Here is a 20925-nt window from a genome sequence, read left to right on the forward strand (position 1 = left end):
TTTTTATTTTAATAATTGTATATATCCTTTAAACACCTGCTGCCCTTGCGGCATGTTAATCTTCATCACATAGTAGTATACACCACCACTCAAACCTATACCCGCCCACGAGTTATCGTAGTTACGGGAATGATACACTTCATTACCCCAACGGTTAAAGATGATCAGATCTGTGCCGGTATACAGCTCGGAACCGCCGATATAGAACGTATCGTTTTTACCATCTCCGTTGGGAGTAATTACGTTTGGAATGAGGAATTGCGTTACAATAGTGGCCGGTGTGCTTGATGCTATGTTATTACTCATATCCGGATCACTTTCTTTCGCCGTTACAGTAGCGGTGTTGGTAAGCTTTCCTTTGCCCGAAACATGCACCCTGAAAGTAAGCAGCACTGTTTCATCGGTGTTCACTGCATCTATTGTCCACACCAGCTGGCCGGTTACTGCATTATACGTTACCGTACCCTTCGATGCCACTATAGAATCGGCTCTGTCTATATTAGAAGCCAACGCATCATTCACAATTACCTGTGTAGCATTGTCCGGACCATTATTAGTTACCGTTATCTGGAAGGTAGCATAAGCGTTCATATATATCGTGCCTTCCGTTACCAGTGTTTTGGTTATTTCCAGGTCGGCCGATGGCACTTTGATATAGTGAATCACTTTTGTACAAACGGCTCCCGTAGCCACATCCGTAACCTTCACTATAATATCACCGGTGTTCACATCTCCAGGTGAAGTAGTGCTGAAGTTTCCGTTATTGGCAGCCACTGCTGAGCTGGTAGTGCCATCCGGGTAAGTAACCGTTACAGTAGCTTTACCTACCGTAGTACCGGTAATCACCACTATTCCATACTTCTGTTTAACAGGTGCGTTTACCGTAAACACACCAATCACCTCGGTAATAGTGGCAGATACGCCGCTGCTACAACCATTGGCATCTTTTACCGTAACCTTATAGGTGCCTGCCGGTAAACCGGAAATATCCTGGCTTACAGCACCCGAAGTCCAGCTATAAGTATAAGGGGCAGTACCACCCGTAACTGTTACATCAACAGCACCGGTAGACTCTGAATGACATACTACGTTTGTATGCGTTTCACTAACGCTTAATACATCCGGCTGCTTCACAGTTACCTGCATGGCGGTAGTACAACCTCCTGCATTTTTAGCAGTAACCGTGTAAGTACCGGCTGCCAGCCCGCTAAACACATTACTTTGCTGATACGTTCCGGCATTGAGCGAGTAGCTCAACCCTGTTTCTGCAGTAACAACAGCTATTTTGCCATTATTGCTGCCATTACAGGTAAGCGACGTATCAGACAAAGTAAACACAGGGGCAACGGCTATACGGATGGTGAATTGTGCGCTATCTGTACATCCGGCGGTATTGGTAACAGCATAATCAATAATAGCTGTTCCTTCACTTACGCCGTTCACGGTTCCACTGGCCAGTATGGCAGCAATTCCAGGGTTTCTGCTGCTCCACACACCACCAGGCATGCTGTTGGTGAATACAGTGGAACTGTTTTTACATATATCAGCTGCACCGCTTATAGCTGGCACAACCGGTAAAGCATAGATGGTAACATAAGTGCTGGTAGTATCGCCGCACGTATTTGCATCACTGAAAGTATATATCACACGGTAAGTACCCGGCGTACTGCTTTTTACATCCACCGCACCGCTAACAGCATGAAGGCTTAAACCGGTAGCAGATGCGTACGTTCCGCCTGTAGTACCCGTTTGTGTTACCCTGGCCGAATCAGCATATTTACTGCCGCAATATCCGGCAGAAGTGTAAGCAATGTGTGCTACCGGCAACGATTTAATGATAATATAAGAACTGGTGGTGTCGCTGCAACCGCCATTGGCATCATTAAAGGTATATAACACCTGGTAAGTACCTGCTACGCTACTCTTCACATCTACTGAACCGCTGTTCGCATTCAGTGCTAAACCGGTAGAGGAAGTAAATGTTCCGCCGGTAGCCCCCGTTAATATCACCTTCGCACTATCTGCATCGAGCTTGTGGCAGTAGCTCAGGTTGCTATAAGAGAAACTGGCCACAGGTAATGGCTTAATTACTATATAAGTGCTGGTGGTATCGCTACAGCTTCCGTCACTGAATGTATACAACACACCGTAAGTTCCAGCGGTGCTGCTTTTTATATCCACAGCACCACTCGCTGCATTCAATGATAATCCGGTAGTAGAAGTATATATCCCACCGGCAACACCGGTTTGGGTAATCTTCGCACTATCCGCATCCAGCTTACGACAAAAATTCAACGCACTATAAGAAATACCAGCCACAGGCAATGGCTTAATTACTATATAAGTACTGGTAGTATCACTACAACTTCCATCACTGAAGGTATATAACACACGGTAAGTACCAGCAGTACTACTTTTCACATCTACAGAACCACTCGCGGCATTCAACAACAGGCCGGTAGCTGAAGAATATACTCCACCAGCAACACCAACTTGGGTGATCCTCGCACTATCCGCATCCAGCTTACGGCAGAAATCTAATGCACTGTAAGAGATACTCGCAACAGGCAATGGTTTAATTACAATGTAAGTGCTGGTGGTATCGCTACAGCTACCATCACTGAAAGTATACAACACACGATAAGTGCCCGCAGTACTGCTCTTCACATCTACTGAACCGCTTGCTGCATTCAACGACAGGCCGGTAGCAGAAGCGTACACGCCACCAGTCACACCGGTTTGAGTAAGCTTCGCACTATCCGCATCCAGTGTACGACAGAAATTCAACGTACTATAAGAGATACCAGCTACGGGCAATGGCTTAATTACAATATAAGTGCTGGTAGTATCGCTACAACTTCCATCACTGAAAGTATACAGCACCTGGTAAGTGCCAGCTGTGCTGCTCTTCACATCTATTGAACCACTGGCCGCATTCAACGAAAGGCCGGCAGTAGAAGTGTACACGCCACCAGCTACACCAGTCTGAGTAATCTTCGCGCTATCTGCATTCAGCGTACGGCAGAAATTCAATGCACTATAAGAAATACCAGCCACAGGCAATGGCTTAATCACAATATAAGTACTGATAGTATCACTACAATCTCCATCACTAAATGTATACAACACACGGTAAGTACCAACGGAACTACTTTTCACGTCTACTGAACCGCTTGCTGCATTCAACGACAAGCCAGCAGCAGAAGTATACACGCCCCCAGTCACACCGGTTTGAGTAAGCTTCGCACTATCCGCATCAAGCTTACGACAGAAATTCAACGCACTATAAGAAATACTAGCTACAGGTAATGGCTTAATTACTATATAAGTGCTGGTAGTATCGCTACAACTTCCATCGTTGAAAGTATACAACACACGGTAAGTACCGGCGGTACTGCCCTTCACATCTACTGAACCACTCGCTGCATTCAACGACAGGCCAGCTACTGAACTAAACGTTCCTCCAGTGATGCCCGTCACCGTAACATGTGCACTATCCGCATCAAGCTTACGACAGAAATTCAACGCACTATAAGAAATACCAGCTACAGGTAATGGCTTAATTACTATATAAGTGCTGGTGGTATCGCTACAACTTCCATCACTGAAAGTATACAGCACACGGTAAGTACCGGCTGTACTACTCTTCACATCTATTGAACCACTTGCCGCATTCAACGACAGGCCAGTAGCAGAAGAATATACCCCACCAGCTACACCGGTTTGAGTAATCTTCGCGCTATCAGCATCCAGGGTACGGCAGAAATTCAACGCGCTATAAGAAATACCTGCAACAGGCAATGGCTTAATTACTATATAAGTACTGGTAGTATCGCTACAACTTCCATCACTGAAAGTATACAGCACACGATAAGTACCTGCTGTGCTACTCTTCACATCTATTGAACCACTCGCCGCATTCAACGAAAGACCAGCTAATGAACTAAACGTCCCTCCAGTGGTACCCGTCACCGTAACCTGTGCACTATCCGCATCCAGCTTACGACAAAAATTCAACGCACTATAAGAAATACCAGCCACAGGCAATGGCTTAATTACTATATAAGTACTGGTAGTATCACTACAACTTCCATCACTGAAGGTATATAACACACGGTAAGTACCAGCAGTACTACTTTTCACATCTACAGAACCACTCGCGGCATTCAACAACAGGCCGGTAGCTGAAGAATATACTCCACCAGCAACACCAACTTGGGTGATCCTCGCACTATCCGCATCCAGCTTACGGCAGAAATCTAACGCACTGTAAGAGATACTCGCAACAGGCAATGATTTAATTACAATGTAGGTGCTGGTGGTATCGCTACAGCTGCCATCACTGAAAGTATACAACACACGATAAGTGCCCGCAATACTGCTCTTCACATCTACTGAACCGCTTGCTGCATTCAACGATAGGCCGGTAGCAGAAGCGTACACGCCACCAGTCACACCGGTTTGAGTAAGCTTCGCACTATCCGCATCCAGTGTACGACAGAAATTCAACGTGCTATAAGAGATACCAGCTACGGGCAATGGCTTAATTACAATATAAGTGCTGGTAGTATCGCTACAACTTCCATCACTGAAAGTATACAGCACCTGGTAAGTGCCAGCTGTACTGCTCTTCACATCTATTGAACCACTGGCCGCATTCAACGAAAGGCCGGCAGTAGAAGTGTACACGCCACCAGCTACACCAGTCTGAGTAATCTTCGCGCTATCTGCATTCAGCGTACGGCAGAAATTCAATGCACTATAAGAAATACCAGCCACAGGCAATGGCTTAATCACAATATAAGTACTGATAGTATCACTACAATCTCCATCACTAAATGTATACAACACACGGTAAGTACCAACGGAACTACTTTTCACGTCTACTGAACCGCTTGCTGCATTCAACGACAAGCCAGCAGCAGAAGTATACACGCCCCCAGTCACACCGGTTTGAGTAAGCTTCGCACTATCCGCATCAAGCTTACGACAGAAATTCAACGCACTATAAGAAATACTAGCTACAGGTAATGGCTTAATTACTATATAAGTGCTGGTAGTATCGCTACAACTTCCATCGTTGAAAGTATACAACACACGGTAAGTACCGGCGGTACTGCCCTTCACATCTACTGAACCACTCGCTGCATTCAACGACAGGCCAGCTACTGAACTAAACGTTCCTCCAGTGATGCCCGTCACCGTAACATGTGCACTATCCGCATCAAGCTTACGACAGAAATTCAACGCACTATAAGAAATACCAGCTACAGGTAATGGCTTAATTACTATATAAGTGCTGGTGGTATCGCTACAACTTCCATCACTGAAAGTATACAGCACACGGTAAGTACCGGCTGTACTACTCTTCACATCTATTGAACCACTTGCCGCATTCAACGACAGGCCAGTAGCAGAAGAATATACCCCACCAGCTACACCGGTTTGAGTAATCTTCGCGCTATCAGCATCCAGCGTACGGCAGAAATTCAACGCGCTATAAGAAATACCTGCCACAGGTAATGGCTTAATTACAATATAAGTACTGATAGTGTCACTACAATCTCCATCACTGAATGTATACAACACACGGTAAGTACCAGCGGTGCTACTTTTCACGTCTACTGAACCACTGGCTCCATTCAACGACAACCCGGCAGTGGAAGTATATACCCCGCCAGCAACACCCGTTTGAGTGATCTTCGCACTATCAGCATCCAGTGTACGGCAGAAGTTCGGTGCACTGTAAGAGATACCTGCAACAGGTAGCGACTTAATCACTATATAAGTACTGGTAGTATCACTACAACTTCCATCGTTGAAAGTATACAGCACCTGGTAAGTGCCAGCTGTGCTGCTCTTCACATCTATTGAACCACTCGCCGCATTCAACGACAGACCAGCTACAGAAGCGTACACGCCACCAGTTACACCGGTTTGAGTAATCTTCGCACTATCCGCATCAAGCGTACGGCAGAAATTCAATGCGCTATAAGAAACGCCAGCCACAGGCAATGGCTTAATTACAATATAGGTACTGGTAGTATCACTACAGCTGCCATCACTGAAAGTATACAACACACGATAAGTGCCCGCAGTACTGCTCTTCACATCTACTGAACCGCTTGCTGCATTCAACGACAGGCCGGTAGCAGAAGCGTACACGCCACCAGTCACACCGGTTTGAGTAAGCTTCGCACTATCCGCATCCAGTGTACGACAGAAATTCAACGTGCTATAAGAGATACCAGCTACGGGCAATGGCTTAATTACAATATAAGTGCTGGTAGTATCGCTACAACTTCCATCACTGAAAGTATACAGCACCTGGTAAGTGCCAGCTGTGCTGCTCTTCACATCTATTGAACCACTGGCCGCATTCAACGAAAGGCCGGCAGTAGAAGTGTACACGCCACCAGCTACACCAGTCTGAGTAATCTTCGCGCTATCTGCATTCAGCGTACGGCAGAAATTCAATGCACTATAAGAAATACCAGCCACAGGCAATGGCTTAATCACAATATAAGTACTGATAGTATCACTACAATCTCCATCACTAAATGTATACAACACACGGTAAGTACCAACGGAACTACTTTTCACGTCTACTGAACCGCTTGCTGCATTTAACGACAAGCCAGCAGCAGAAGTATACACGCCCCCAGTCACACCGGTTTGAGTAAGCTTCGCACTATCTGCATCCAGCTTACGGCAGAAATCTAACGCACTGTAAGCTATATGCGCCACAGGCAATGGCTTAATTACTATATAAGTGCTGGTAGTATCGCTGCAGCTGCCATCACTGAAAGTATACAACACACGGTAAGTACCGGCAGTACTACCCTTCACATCTACTGAACCACTCGCCGCATTCAACGACAGGCCAGTAGTAGAAGAATATACCCCACCAGCTACACCGGTTTGGGTAATTTTCGAACTATCTGCATCCAGTGTACGGCAGAAATTCAACGCGCTATAAGAAATACCTGCAACAGGTAATGGTTGAATTACAATATAAGTGCTGGTGGTATCACTACAACTTCCATCACTGAAAGTATACAGCACACGATAAGCGCCTGCTGTGCTGCTCTTCACATCTATTGAACCACTTGCCGCATTCAACGACAGGCCAGTAGCAGAAGAATATACCCCACCAGCTACACCGGTTTGAGTAATCTTCGCGCTATCAGCATCCAGGGTACGGCAAAAATTCAACGCGCTATAAGAAATACCTGCAACAGGCAATGGCTTAATTACTATATAAGTACTGGTAGTATCACTACAACTTCCATCACTGAAAGTATACAGCACACGATAAGTACCTGCTGTGCTACTCTTCACATCTATTGAACCACTCGCCGCATTCAACGAAAGACCAGCTAATGAACTAAACGTCCCTCCAGTGGTACCCGTCACCGTAACCTGTGCACTATCCGCATCCAGCTTACGACAAAAATTCAACGCACTATAAGAAATACCAGCCACAGGCAATGGCTTAATTACTATATAAGTGCTGATAGTATCGCTACAGCTGCCATCACTAAAGGTATACAACACACGATAAGTTCCGGAAGTGCTGCTCTTCACATCCACAGAACCACTCACCGTATTCAATGATAATCCGGCAGCAGAAGTGTACAAGCCACCAGAAACACCGGTTTGTGTAATCTTCGCACTATCCGCATCCAGCTTACGGCAGAAATCTAATGCACTGTAAGAGATACTCGCAACAGGCAATGATTTAATTACAATGTAGGTGCTGGTGGTATCGCTACAGCTACCATCACTGAAAGTATACAACACACGATAAGTGCCCGCAGTACTGCTCTTCACATCTACTGAACCGCTTGCCGCATTCAACGACAGGCCGGTAGCAGAAGCGTACACGCCACCAGTCACACCGGTTTGAGTAAGCTTCGCACTATCCGCATCCAGTGTACGACAGAAATTCAACGTACTATAAGAGATACCAGCTACGGGCAATGGCTTAATTACAATATAAGTACTGGCAGTATCGCTACAACTTCCATCACTGAAAGTATACAGCACCTGGTAAGTGCCAGCTGCACTGCTCTTCACATCTATTGAACCACTGGCCGCATTCAACGAAAGGCCGGCAGTAGAAGTGTACACGCCACCAGCTACACCAGTCTGAGTAATCTTCGCGCTATCTGCATTCAGCGTACGGCAGAAATTCAATGCACTATAAGAAATACCAGCCACAGGCAATGGCTTAATCACAATATAAGTACTGATAGTATCACTACAATCTCCATCACTAAATGTATACAACACACGGTAAGTACCAACGGAACTACTTTTCACGTCTACTGAACCGCTTGCTGCATTCAACGACAAGCCAGCAGCAGAAGTATACACGCCCCCAGTCACACCGGTTTGAGTAAGCTTCGCACTATCTGCATCCAGCTTACGGCAGAAATCTAATGCACTGTAAGCTATATGAGCCACAGGCAATGGCTTAATTACAATATAGGTGCTGGTGGTATCGCTGCAGCTGCCATCACTGAAAGTATACAACACACGATAAGTGCCAGCAGTACTACCCTTCACATCTACTGAACCACTCGCCGCATTCAACGACAGGCCAGCTACTGAACTAAACGTTCCTCCAGTGATGCCCGTCACCGTAACGTGTGCACTATCCGCATCCAGCTTACGACAAAAATTCAACGCACTATAAGAAATACCTGCAACAGGTAATGGTTGAATTACAATATAAGTGCTGGTAGTATCGCTACAACTTCCATCGCTGAAAGCATACAGCACACGGTAAGTACCGGCTGTGCTGCTCTTCACATCTATTGAACCACTTGCCGCATTCAACGACAGGCCAGTAGCAGAAGAATATACCCCACCAGCTACACCGGTTTGAGTAATCCTCGCGCTATCAGCATCCAGGGTACGGCAAAAATTCAACGCGCTATAATAAATACCTGCAACAGGCAATGGCTTAATTACTATATAAGTACTGGTAGTATCACTACAACTTCCATCACTGAAAGTATACAGCACACGATAAGTACCTGCTGTGCTACTCTTCACATCTATTGAACCACTCGCCGCATTCAACGAAAGACCAGCTAATGAACTAAACGTCCCTCCAGTGGTACCCGTCACCGTAACATGTGCACTATCCGCATCCAGCTTACGACAAAAATTCAACGCACTATAAGAAATACCAGCCACAGGCAATGGCTTAATTACTATATAAGTGCTGATAGTATCGCTACAGCTGCCATCACTGAAGGTATACAACACACGATAAGTTCCGGAAGTGCTGCTCTTCACATCCACAGAACCACTCACGGTATTCAATGATAATCCGGCAGCAGAAGTGTACAAGCCACCAGAAACACCGGTTTGTGTAATCTTCGCACTATCCGCATCCAGCTTACGGCAGAAATCTAATGCACTGTAAGAGATACTCGCAACAGGCAATGGTTTAATTACAATGTAAGTGCTGGTGGTATCGCTACAGCTACCATCACTGAAAGTATACAACACACGATAAGTGCCCGCAGTACTGCTCTTCACATCTACTGAACCGCTTGCTGCATTCAACGACAGGCTAGCAGCAGAAGCGTACACACCACCAGTCACACCGGTTTGAGTAAGCTTCGCACTATCCGCATCCAGCTTACGGCAGAAATCTAACGCACTGTAAGCTATATGAGCCACAGGCAACGGTTTAATTACGATATACGTGCTGGTAGTATCGCTGCAGCTGCCATCACTGAAAGAATACAGCACCTGGTAAGTGCCAGCTGTACTGCTCTTCACATCTATTGAACCACTGGCCGCATTCAACGAAAGGCCGGCAGTAGAAGTGTACACGCCACCAGCTACACCAGTCTGAGTAATCTTCGCGCTATCCGCATCCAGTTTGCGGCAGAAATCTAACGAACTGTAAGAGATACTCGCAACAGGCAATGGTTTAATTACAATATAGGTGCTGGTGGTATCGCTACAGCTGCCATCACTGAAAGTATACAACACACGATAAGTACCTGCAGCGCTGCTCTTCACATCCACAGAACCACTCGCTGCATTCAACGACAAGCCGGATGCAGAAGTGTACACGCCACCAGCCACACCAGTCTGAGTAATCTTAGCGCTATCTGCATTCAGTTCACGGCAGAAATTCAGTCCGCTATAAGAAATACCAGCAACAGGCAATGGTTGAATTACAATATAAGTGCTGGTAGTATCACTACAATTTCCATCACTGAAAGTATACAACACACGGTAAGTACCAGCTGCGCTGTTCTTCACATCCACAGAACCCGAAGCAGCATTTAATACCAATCCGGCCGAAGACGTAAATGTTCCGCCTGTAGTGCCGGTTAATATAGCTTTCGCACTATCTGCATCCAGTTTACGGCAAAAATCAAGAGCACTATAAGAGAAGCTGGCCACAGGCAATAGCCTAATTACAATATAAGTACTGGTAGTATCGCTACAGCTGCCATCGCTGAAAGTATACAGCACACGATAAGTACCGGCTGTGCTGCTTTTCACATCCACAGACCCCGAAGCGGCATTCAATGTTAATCCGGCAGCGGAAGTAAATGTTCCACCTGTAGTGCCAGTTAAAGTTACTTTGGCACTATCCGCATTTAGCGTACGGCAGAAGTTTAACGCACTATAAGAGAAGCCGGCTACAGGCAATGGTTTAATTACAATATAAGTACTGGTGGTATCACTACAGCTTCCATCACTAAAAGTATACATCACCTGGTAAGTACCAGCTGTACTACTCTTCACATCCACAGAACCAGAAACAACGTTCAACGACAATCCTGCGGCAGAAGCATAAACCCCACCCGCAACACCGGTTTGTGTAATCTTCGCGCTATCCGCATTCAGCGTACGGCAGAAATTCAATGTATTATAAGCAATACCCGCCACAGGCAGTGGCTTAATCACAATGTAAGTGCTGATGGTATCGCTACAGCTGCCATCACTAAAAGTATACAGCACACGGTAAGTACCCACGGTACTGCTTTTTACATCCACTGAACCCGAAGCAGCATTCAATGCTAGTCCGGCAGCAGATGTAAATGTTCCGCCTGTAGTACCGGTTAAAGTTATTTTTGCACTATCCGCGTTCAGCGTATGGCAGAAATTCAACACACTATAAGTAATATGAGCCACTGGTAGCGGCTTAATTACAATATAGCTGCTGGTAGTATCGCTACAGCTGCCATCACTGAAAGTATACAGCACACGGTAAGTACCGGCTGTGCTGCTTTTTACATCCACAGAACCCGAAGCAGCATTCAACGACAAGCCCGCATCTGACGTAAACGTTCCGCCCGTAGTACCGGTTAAAGTTACTTTGGCGCTATCCGCACTTAGTGCACGGCAGAAATTTAATGCACTATAAGAAAAGCCAGCCACAGGCAATGGCTTAATTACAATATAAGTACTGGTGGTATCACTACAGCTTCCATCGCTGAAAGTATACAGCACACGGTAGGTACCAACCGCACTGCTCTTCACATCTACAGCGCCTGAAGCTGCATTCAACGCCAGGCCGGCAGTAGAAGTATATACACCGCCAGCCACACCGGTTTGCGTAATTTTCGCACTATCTGCATTCAACGTACGGCAGAAGTTCAAGGCACTATAAGCAATATGAGCTACAGGAAGCGGCTTAATGATAATATAAGTGCTGGTGGTATCGCTACAGCTGCCATCACTGAAAGTATACAGCACACGGTAAGTACCGGCTGTACTGCTTTTTACATCCACAGAACCCGAAACTCCATTCAATGTTAATCCGGCAGTAGAGGTAAACGTTCCGCCCGCTGTACCGGTTAAAGTAATTTTTGCACTATCCGCGTTCAAAGTACGGCAGAAGTTCAATGCACTATAAGAGAAGCCAGCCACAGGCAATGGCTTAATTACAATATAAGTACTGGTGGTATCGCTACAGCTTCCGTCACTGAAAGTATACAGCACCTGGTAAGTACCGGCTGTACTGCTTCTCACATCCACAGAACCCGAAGCTGTATTCAATGTCAATCCGGCAGCAGAAGCATATACGCCACCAGCTACACCTGTTTGTGTCACCTTCGCACTATCCGCATCCAGCTTACGGCAGAAGTTCAGCGCACTATAAGTAATATGTGCCACAGGAAGCGGCTTAATCACGATATAGGTGCTGGTGGTATCACTGCAACTTCCATCACTGAAAGTATACAGCACACGATAAGTGCCAACGGTACTGCTTTTTACATCCACCGCACCGGTAACCGTATTCAACGATAAACCGCTCACAGAAGAATAAACACCACCGGTAGTACCCGTTGCTGTAACCCTGGCACTATCCGCATTCAGCGTACGGCAGAAATTCAACGAACTATAGGCAATATGAGCCACAGGAAGCGGCTTAATAACAATATAGGTGCTGGTGGTATCACTGCAACTTCCATCACTGAAAGTATACAGCACACGATAAGTGCCGGCTGTGCTACTTTTTATATCCACAGAACCCGATACAGTATTTAATGTTAATCCGGTAGTTGAAGAATATACGCCACCAGCTACACCAGTTTGGGTAATCTTCGCACTATCCGCATCCAGCTTACGGCAGAAACTTAAAGCACTATAAGAGACCTGAGCAACAGGCAGCGGCTTAATGATAATATAAGTACTGGTAGTATCACTGCAACTTCCATCACTGAAAGTATACAGCACACGATAAGTACCCAGGGTACTGCTTTTTACATCCACCGCGCCGGTAACTGTATTCAATGACAAACCGCTCACAGTAGAATAAACACCGCCCGTAGTACCCGTTACAGTGATCCTGGCACTATCTGCATCAGTTTTGCGGCAGAAGTTAAGTGCACTGTAAGCAATATGGGCTACTGGCAATGCCTTAATAACAATACCCGCTCCGGTAGTATCACTACAACCGGTTGTAGCATCATTAAATGTATACAACACACGATAGGTGCCGGCAGTACTGCTTTTTACATCCACCGCACCGGTTGTAGCGTTCAGCGCCAAACCAGTAGCAGCAGAATAAACACCGCCTGCAACACCCGTACGGGTAACCCGCGCGCTATCTGCATTCAACGCACGGCAATAACTTAATGGACTATAAGAAATACCCGCCACCGGCAGGGCATTGATGGTAATATTGGTACCGGTAGTGTCACCACAACCAGTAGTAGAATTGGTAAATGTATACCTGATATGGTAAGTACCTGGCGTACTGTTTTTCAGGCTAATGCTTCCGGTGCCGGCATTCATTGACAACCCTGTAGTCAAAGCCGCAAAAGTACCACCGGCAGTACCCGTTACAGTCACTTTTGCCGAATCTGTCACAACCCTGCTATAGCAATATTTACCTGTGCCATAAGCAATAGTGGCTGTAGGCAAGGCATTCACCACTACTGTAGCATTTCCCGCTCCCACACAACCGTTGGCATCTTTTACAGCAGCAGTAAATACATAAGTATCCGCCACAGTAGGTTTGGCTGAAGTATTTTGAATGGCTGCATTTACAATACCCGCACTGGCCGCAGGACTGGCCGACCATGCATAAGAAGCGTAAGGTGTTTTGCCGGAAGTAGCAGCAGCATTTAAAGCCACAGTACTACCAATACAAATAGCACCACTTCCCGGTGTTGCTGTAACCACAGGAATACTCACTATCTCTACCGCTGTTTTTTTAGTAGCCACACAACCTACTGCATTCGACACAGTATAAATAACCGTATCTATACCCACAGCCAACGTATTCAGTATACCTGTGCCGGAATTAATCTGCGCCTTCGATGCATCATACACTGTCCATACACCACCTGGTGCCGTATTCGAAAAAGTATAATTCGATCCCAGGCAAAGTGTAGTACTGCCACCACTTACGGTATTATTGGCCAGCGTTCCCGACAATGGGTTAATGGCTATATCATCTAGCGCCACATCATTACCGCTGCCACCATTAGCATTGTTTTTCAGATACACATCCGCCGTAGTTCCCTGGGCGGTAAAAGTAAATGTATATTGAACCCAGGCCGTATTGGTAAAAGTTCCAGTACTTACAGAAGATAACACTACCCCATCTGTACTGGCAACTCCTGCAGTAATATTGGGTTTGATGGTATTGGTAGGGCTCAGGTTGGCTACCCAGAAGCTCATCTGGTATTGCAAACCAACCACCAGGTTGGTAATACGTTTTCTATAAAACTCATCTGCCTGGTAACTGGCATTTATAATCATATAATTACCAGTGCCATCACCTGTGGTATGATCCTTCAGATTTGCATTGTTCGTCCATCCGGTTGAACCTTTCTGAATAGAGTAATAGCCATCATTCGGTTTATTAATACTGGTATAGTGATAAGAAGTTACCACACTTGGCGCAGTGGTCCCGGTACCAAAATCTTCTACCGGCGACACGCTACAGGTTTGTGAGATATTCAGTGGCATCAGCAATTTTTCATGCATCACTACATGCACCACCTCTCCTGCCGCCACGTTAATGCTGGCCTGGTTTACCGGTATATTACCTGTTGAATTGGAAGTAGGGTCATATATATCAATAGCACCCAGATCCCATGAGGCAGGATTGGTAATACCAAGCGTATAAGTACCGGCCATTACCGGTATCAGGATAGAGTTATCATTATAAGTAATCCTCACCCTTTCGTCATCCAGCCACGATCCGTTACTGGTGGTACGTGTAAACAGCGTATTGGGCGTATCGCTTGCTGCAGATATACACCACACCTGACTACCCGCACCGGCAGTGGTTTTTGAAAACGAAGACCCCCTGGTAGCATCAGCAGTCCAGGTGGTAGTACCGGTTCTTCTATATCCGCTGGAATACATGTTGCCATAATCATCATACGCCACATCGGTTCCATTGGGTGCACCTACGCTGGTGGCAGTACCGCCGGCGAATGGGATGGTATAGGCAGTAGTACCACTCAGGTACAGGATGGTACCGGTAGAAGGCAACATATCCAGTCTGGTTACACCTGCCCCACTGGCCACCAGGGTAGTCCACGAATCGGTATAAGTAGTACCGCTGGTAGTATTATTTACTAAAATGCTGCCATCCGAACAGGCAATAGCTATACGACCATTACCATAAGTAATATCCACCGCTTTTACAGCGCTATGGGCAGCAGGGAAAAAGATCTGTGTTGCCGTTCCATTATTATAGAAATAAGCATTACCTGTTGAGTTTACATACACACATTGTCCGGGACCAGCACCGTCAATAGACGTACCTGTTTGCCCCGTTACACGCACCCAGGTGCTGCCGCTGGCTAAACGTTTATAAATAGCACCGTTGGAAAGCGAAGCCCATAGCTCACCATCTCCTGTACCATCAGTAGTTACACCATGTCCTACGCCCACATCATACATTGCGCTGATTGTAGCGGGCTGATCGTTTAACGTAAATCCGGTAACTGTAGTAGGTCCGCCTGTAAGCGTTAAGGCAACATCAGGACAAGATTCTTCATTCAATGCACGTAAATGCACATACACATACCCCTTAGGTACTACATCTGCAATATTCACTGTAGCACTGTTGCTGGTACCAATAGTATAAGTAAGTGAACTGGCAGCCCCTGCTGTGATAGTAGCAATCACAGTTTCTGTACCTTCTGTAAGCGCATCCGGCAGTGGCACCACATTGATTGTAACATTGTTGCTGCCTGCAGGAATAACCACAGAGCCCGACAGGGTAGAATAATCTGTGCCATTAGTAGCAGTGCCACCTATAGAATAAGTAACAGTAACAGCCGAACCAGCGGTTAAACCGGTAGGCAGACTAACTAAAAAGCTACCCCAGGTGCCATCTTCCGAAGCATCCGCCGTTTTAGTAATACTGATGTTTCTGCTTTCATCATCCCCGATATTAACAGTAGCACTGGCAGCAGCACTATTTACAGGCAACGACGACACACTGGACGAAGATGCGCCACTGATAGTGGCAACCACCGTTTCAGTACCCTCGATAATTTTATCATCAATCACCACCACACTCACCGTAACACTGTTTTGCCCGGCAGGAATTACCGCTGTACCACTTAAAGTAGTATAGTCCGTTCCATTGGTAGCCCGGCCACTAACTGTGTAGGTAACAGTAATGTCCTGATCAAAAGTTTTACCGGAAGGCAGGCTGATAATAAACGATCCATTGGTAGAAGGCTCAGATGCATCTGCTCCTTTGGTAATGCTTACAGCAGGAATCTCTTTTACGATCACCGTAAAACCGGTAGTATCGCTACAGCCTGCTCCATTTGTATAAGTATATAATACACGATAAGTACCGGCGGTGCTGCCTGCCAGGTTAAGCATACCGGTAGTGGCATCTACCACTAAACCTGTACCAGCCGAAAAACTGCCACTGCTTACACCAGATTGCGTAATAGTCACCGCCGCAGTACCCTGTGTATAATAGCTGTTAGCACCATAGGCAATGCTGGCTGTTGGCATAGCCTTTACCGTAACAGTGGCACCGGTAGTGTCAAAACAACCGGTGGTGCTGTTGGTAAAAGTGTATAACACCCGGTAAGTACCCGGTGTGCTGGCTGCCAGGTTAATGGTTCCGCGCGTTGCATTCACCACCAAACCTGAAGGCGCAGAAAACGAGCCGCTGGTTACACCGCTTTGCGTAACAGTTACAACAGTAGTGTCTTTTGCACAAAAACTGGCGGCACTGTATGATATGGTAGCTGTTGGCAGCGCATTGATGACAACATCTGTTGAAGCTGTGCCGTTACAATGTGTATCATTATCAGTATAGGAATACGTAATATGGTAAGTACCAGCCGTACTGGCCTTTAAACTAATGCTTCCGGTACCGCTGTTTAACACCAGGCCCGCAGGAGTGGCGGTGTAAGTTCCGGCATTATTCCCCGTTTTGGTTACAAGGGCCGAATCTGCAGCAAAGCGGCTGGCACAATAAGTGCCGGAACCATACGCTATAGTAGCAGTAGGTAAGGCATTCACCAGCACCACGGCCGTATCACTACCCACACAACCATTCGCATCCGTTACCTTTTGCGTATATATATAAGTATCTGCCACCGCAGGGGTAGCAGTTGTATTTTGCGTAGCAGTGCCGGCTAAACCTGCATTAGCAGCAGGAGCAGCACTCCAGGCATACGAAGTATAAGGCGTTTTGCCCGATGTAACTGTTGCATTTAACGCAACAGTACTGCCTAAACAAATAGCTGCACTGCCTGGCGTAGCCGTCACTACAGGCGAGCTGATCACCTCTATAAAGGTTTGCTTGCTGGCCACACATCCCACAGTGTTGGATACAGTATACGTTAACGTATCCAGCCCAACAGCAACAGCGCTAAGCACACCTGTTACGCTATCAATAGTAGCAATGAACGGGTTGCTGCTTTTCCATTTACCCCCTGTGCTGGTGTTAGATAAAGTATACGTGCCGCCCATACAAAGCCTGTTCGAGCCTCCGCTAACAACGTTATCGTCAATGGTGCCCGAAAGCGGGTTAATAGCAATATCATCTAAAGCCAGATCGTTACCACTGCCACCGTTGGCGTTATTACGCAGGTAAACATCCTGTGTGGCACTTTGTGCGGTAAAAGTAAAGGTAAACTGCTGCCAGGCGGTGCTGGTAATATCTCCTGTGTTTATAGTAGATAAGTCAACCCCTGTTGTACTGGCCACACCTGCCGTAATATTGGGCTGTATTGGATGTTGGGGCATCAGGTTTGCCACCCAAAAGCTCATCAGGTATTGCTGCCCCGGTACCAGGTTCGTTAACCGTTTGCGGTAAAATTCATCTGCCTGGTAGCTCGCATTCACAATCATAAAATTGCCAGATCCTGTAGTATGATCTACCAGCGATGCATTATTCCAGCCGGTAGCCACTTTCTGAATGGTGTAATAACCATCATTCGCGGTAATTACCGAAGTATAGTGGTAAGAAGTAATTACTGACGGAGCCGAAGCCGCCATTCCAAAATCCTCTACTGCCGACATTCCACAGTTCTGAGCTATGCTTAAAGGCACCAGGTACTGCTCACGCATAACCACATGCACCACCTCTCCCTCTGTTACATTAATGCTGGCTGTTTTACCAGGTACGTTAGCAGTTGAGTTAGTGGTAGGATCGTATATATCAATACCTGCCAGATCCCATGAGGTTGGGTTAGTGATGCCTAAATTATAGGTACCCGCCACAACCGGTATGATAATAGAATTGTCTTTATAGGAAGTTCTTACACGTTCATCATCAATCCACACTCCATTGCTGGTTGTGCGCGTGTAAATGGTTTTGGCGGTATTGGTAGAGTTAGACAAACTCCACACCTGCCCACCTGCACCTCCTGTAATGTATTTAAAGCTGCTGCCCTTGGTTGCATCAGCCACCCAGGTGGTGCCCGAACTCCATTTATACCCATTGGAATAAATACTACCCAGGTCATCAAAACACACGTCAGTAGACCCCGGAGCACCCAGGCTGGTAGCAGTACCACCCCCAAAAGCAATGGTATAAGCGTTAGAGTTGCTACTATTATAATATACCACAGTACCGGCAGAAGGCAATATATCTAAACGCGCAGCACCCGAGCCACTGGCCACAAGCGTAGTCCATGCATCAGTATAACCACTTCCGCTGGTTGTATTATTTTTAAGAATACTACCATTGCTACAGGCTATTGCAATACGTCCACCTCCATAACTAATATCCACCGCTTTTACTCCACTGTGCGAGGAGGCTGTGTAAATAGTGGTATACGTGCCGTTATCATAAAAATAAGCATTACCGGTAGAGTTCACAAACACAAACTGCCCGGGACCGGCACCATCAAGGGCTGTACCGGTAACACCGGATACCAGCTGCCACTGGCTGCTGGTGGCCAGTCGGTGATACACAGCACCTGTAGATAAAGCCGTCCATAGTTCACCATCCCCTTTACCGGTGGTAGTGGCGCCATGGCTAACGCCTATATCTACCAATGCAGAAATATAATCGGGTTGATCGTTTAAAGAAAAACCGGCTACCGTAGTAGGGCCTCCTGTAAGAGTAAACGGAAAATCGGGGCTGGACTCCTCATTCAATGCACGCAAATGCACATAGATATAGCCCTTTACCACCACATCTGCAATATTTACCGTAGCACTGTTGCTGGTGCCCGGTGTATAAGTAACATTTGCAGAAGCTCCCCCGGTAATAGTAGCTACTACCGTTTCAGTACCTTCTGTAAGCATATCGGCGTAAGGTGTTACCGCCACGGTTACACTGGAACTGTTTGCCGGAATAACTGCTGTTCCCGACAATGTAGCATAATCAACACCATTGGTAGCCGTGCCACTAATAGTATAGTTAACCGTAATAGCCTCCGAAGCCACCACACCTGAAGCCAGGCTTATTAAAAAACTACCCGCTGTGCCATCTTCACTCGCATCTGCCACTTTAGAAATGCTGATCAGCTTGCTTTCATTATCTGTGATAGTTACAGTAGCACTTTTCTCAGGCGAGTTCACGTGCATGTTGTAACCACTGGTAGCAACAGCGCTGGTAATAGTAGCAATCACCGTTTCTGTACCCTCTGCCAGGTTATCATCTTTTACCGGCACTGTTACCGTAACGCTATTCTGCCCGGCAGGTATCACCACTGTACCGGTTAATGCAGTATAGTCACTGCCCGCAGTAGCCGTACCTGTTACCGAATAGGTAACAGTTACATCCTGACTGTAAGTAAGTCCGGGAGCCAAACCTACCAGAAACGATCCATTGGTGGAAGGCTCCGCAGCATTGGCATTATTAACAATACGCACATAAGGCGCAACAGGATATACCCTGAATTCATAGATAGAATAACCAAACGTGGTACCGCGTGCGGTACCATACATCCTTATATAACGCCCTACTCCTGATACATAGTTTTTGTTATCATAAGTATAGTTACCCGTAATCGTTTTTATCGTGGTCCAGTTCACCAGATCATTGGAAACATCAATGGTATAATTCTTAGCCAGTGCATCCTCCCAATCAAAATCTACCCGGCATAGATCAAACTCTCCTCCTAAATCTACATATAGCCATTGCGGATCCACCCCTCCATTACTGGCCCAACGCGTAGTAGCGTCGCCATCAAAAGCGCCTGCTATCGGTTGCAGATAGGTAGAAGAAGCGGTACCCGTTTTGTTTAATGCCACGTTGGTATTGTAACAGGTTGCCGAAGCAGGCAAAGTGCCCATTACCTGAAACTCCCACATAGTAAATCCATAACCATTGTTACGGGTTAAACCATACATACGCACATAACGCGCAGTAGTGTTTAACGTATGCGAGAGGCTGGTGGCGCTGTTGTTGGTTACCGTGGCAAGCGTAGTCCAGTTAGATGCATCTGACGAAACATCTATTCTGTAACTCTTGGGCGCCGACTGCCAGTTCAGGTTTACACTACATACACTATAGTCTGCACCCAGATCTACATATATGTATTGATTATCGGTCCAGTCACTTTCCCAGCGCGTACCGGCATTGTTGTCAAATGCCCGTATAGCCAGGTTGGCAGCAGTATGCTCGCTGGAAGTGTACGCAGGCTTGCCATAAGCAAGGTTGGTGGCACACGTTTGGGCAAAAGGTTGGGTGCATACTGTTACCAGCAGCATGGTTAGTAAATAACGAAACATAAGGTTATATCAGGATATTGAATAAACGGGTTGTGTATACATAAAGACAATGATGCAGCTTTACATCTTAGTCAAAGGATACATTGGACTTTACTAACAAAAGTATTATCAAATACCCTAATAACAGAATCTTAACCTATTAAATTACACTTAAGCAGGGCTTTATACAAGCTTAAATCAACGAAAGCAAGGCAGCATATATCATTGGAGAATAAAAATTATGTATCTGCCAGAAGCCTTACGTATACTGCA

1 protein-coding gene is annotated in these 20925 nt (G+C 46.2%); it reads right to left on the bottom strand.

Going from position 1 to position 20925, the window contains the following annotated elements; genetic code table 11:
- Positions 1-3 precede the first annotated feature (3 nt).
- Complete coding sequence (locus FLA_RS19050) at positions 4-20673, bottom strand: discoidin domain-containing protein (protein WP_096511172.1); 20670 nt, start codon at positions 20671-20673, stop codon at positions 4-6.
- Between the last annotated feature and the right edge of the window lie 252 nt (positions 20674-20925).

The organism is Filimonas lacunae, from assembly GCF_002355595.1.
Lineage (GTDB): Bacteria > Bacteroidota > Bacteroidia > Chitinophagales > Chitinophagaceae > Filimonas > Filimonas lacunae.

Coding starts and splice junctions, on each gene's coding strand:
- FLA_RS19050 (WP_096511172.1), bottom strand. CDS start 20,673: ATGTTTCGTTATTTACTAACCATGCTGCTGGTAACAGTATGCACCCAA.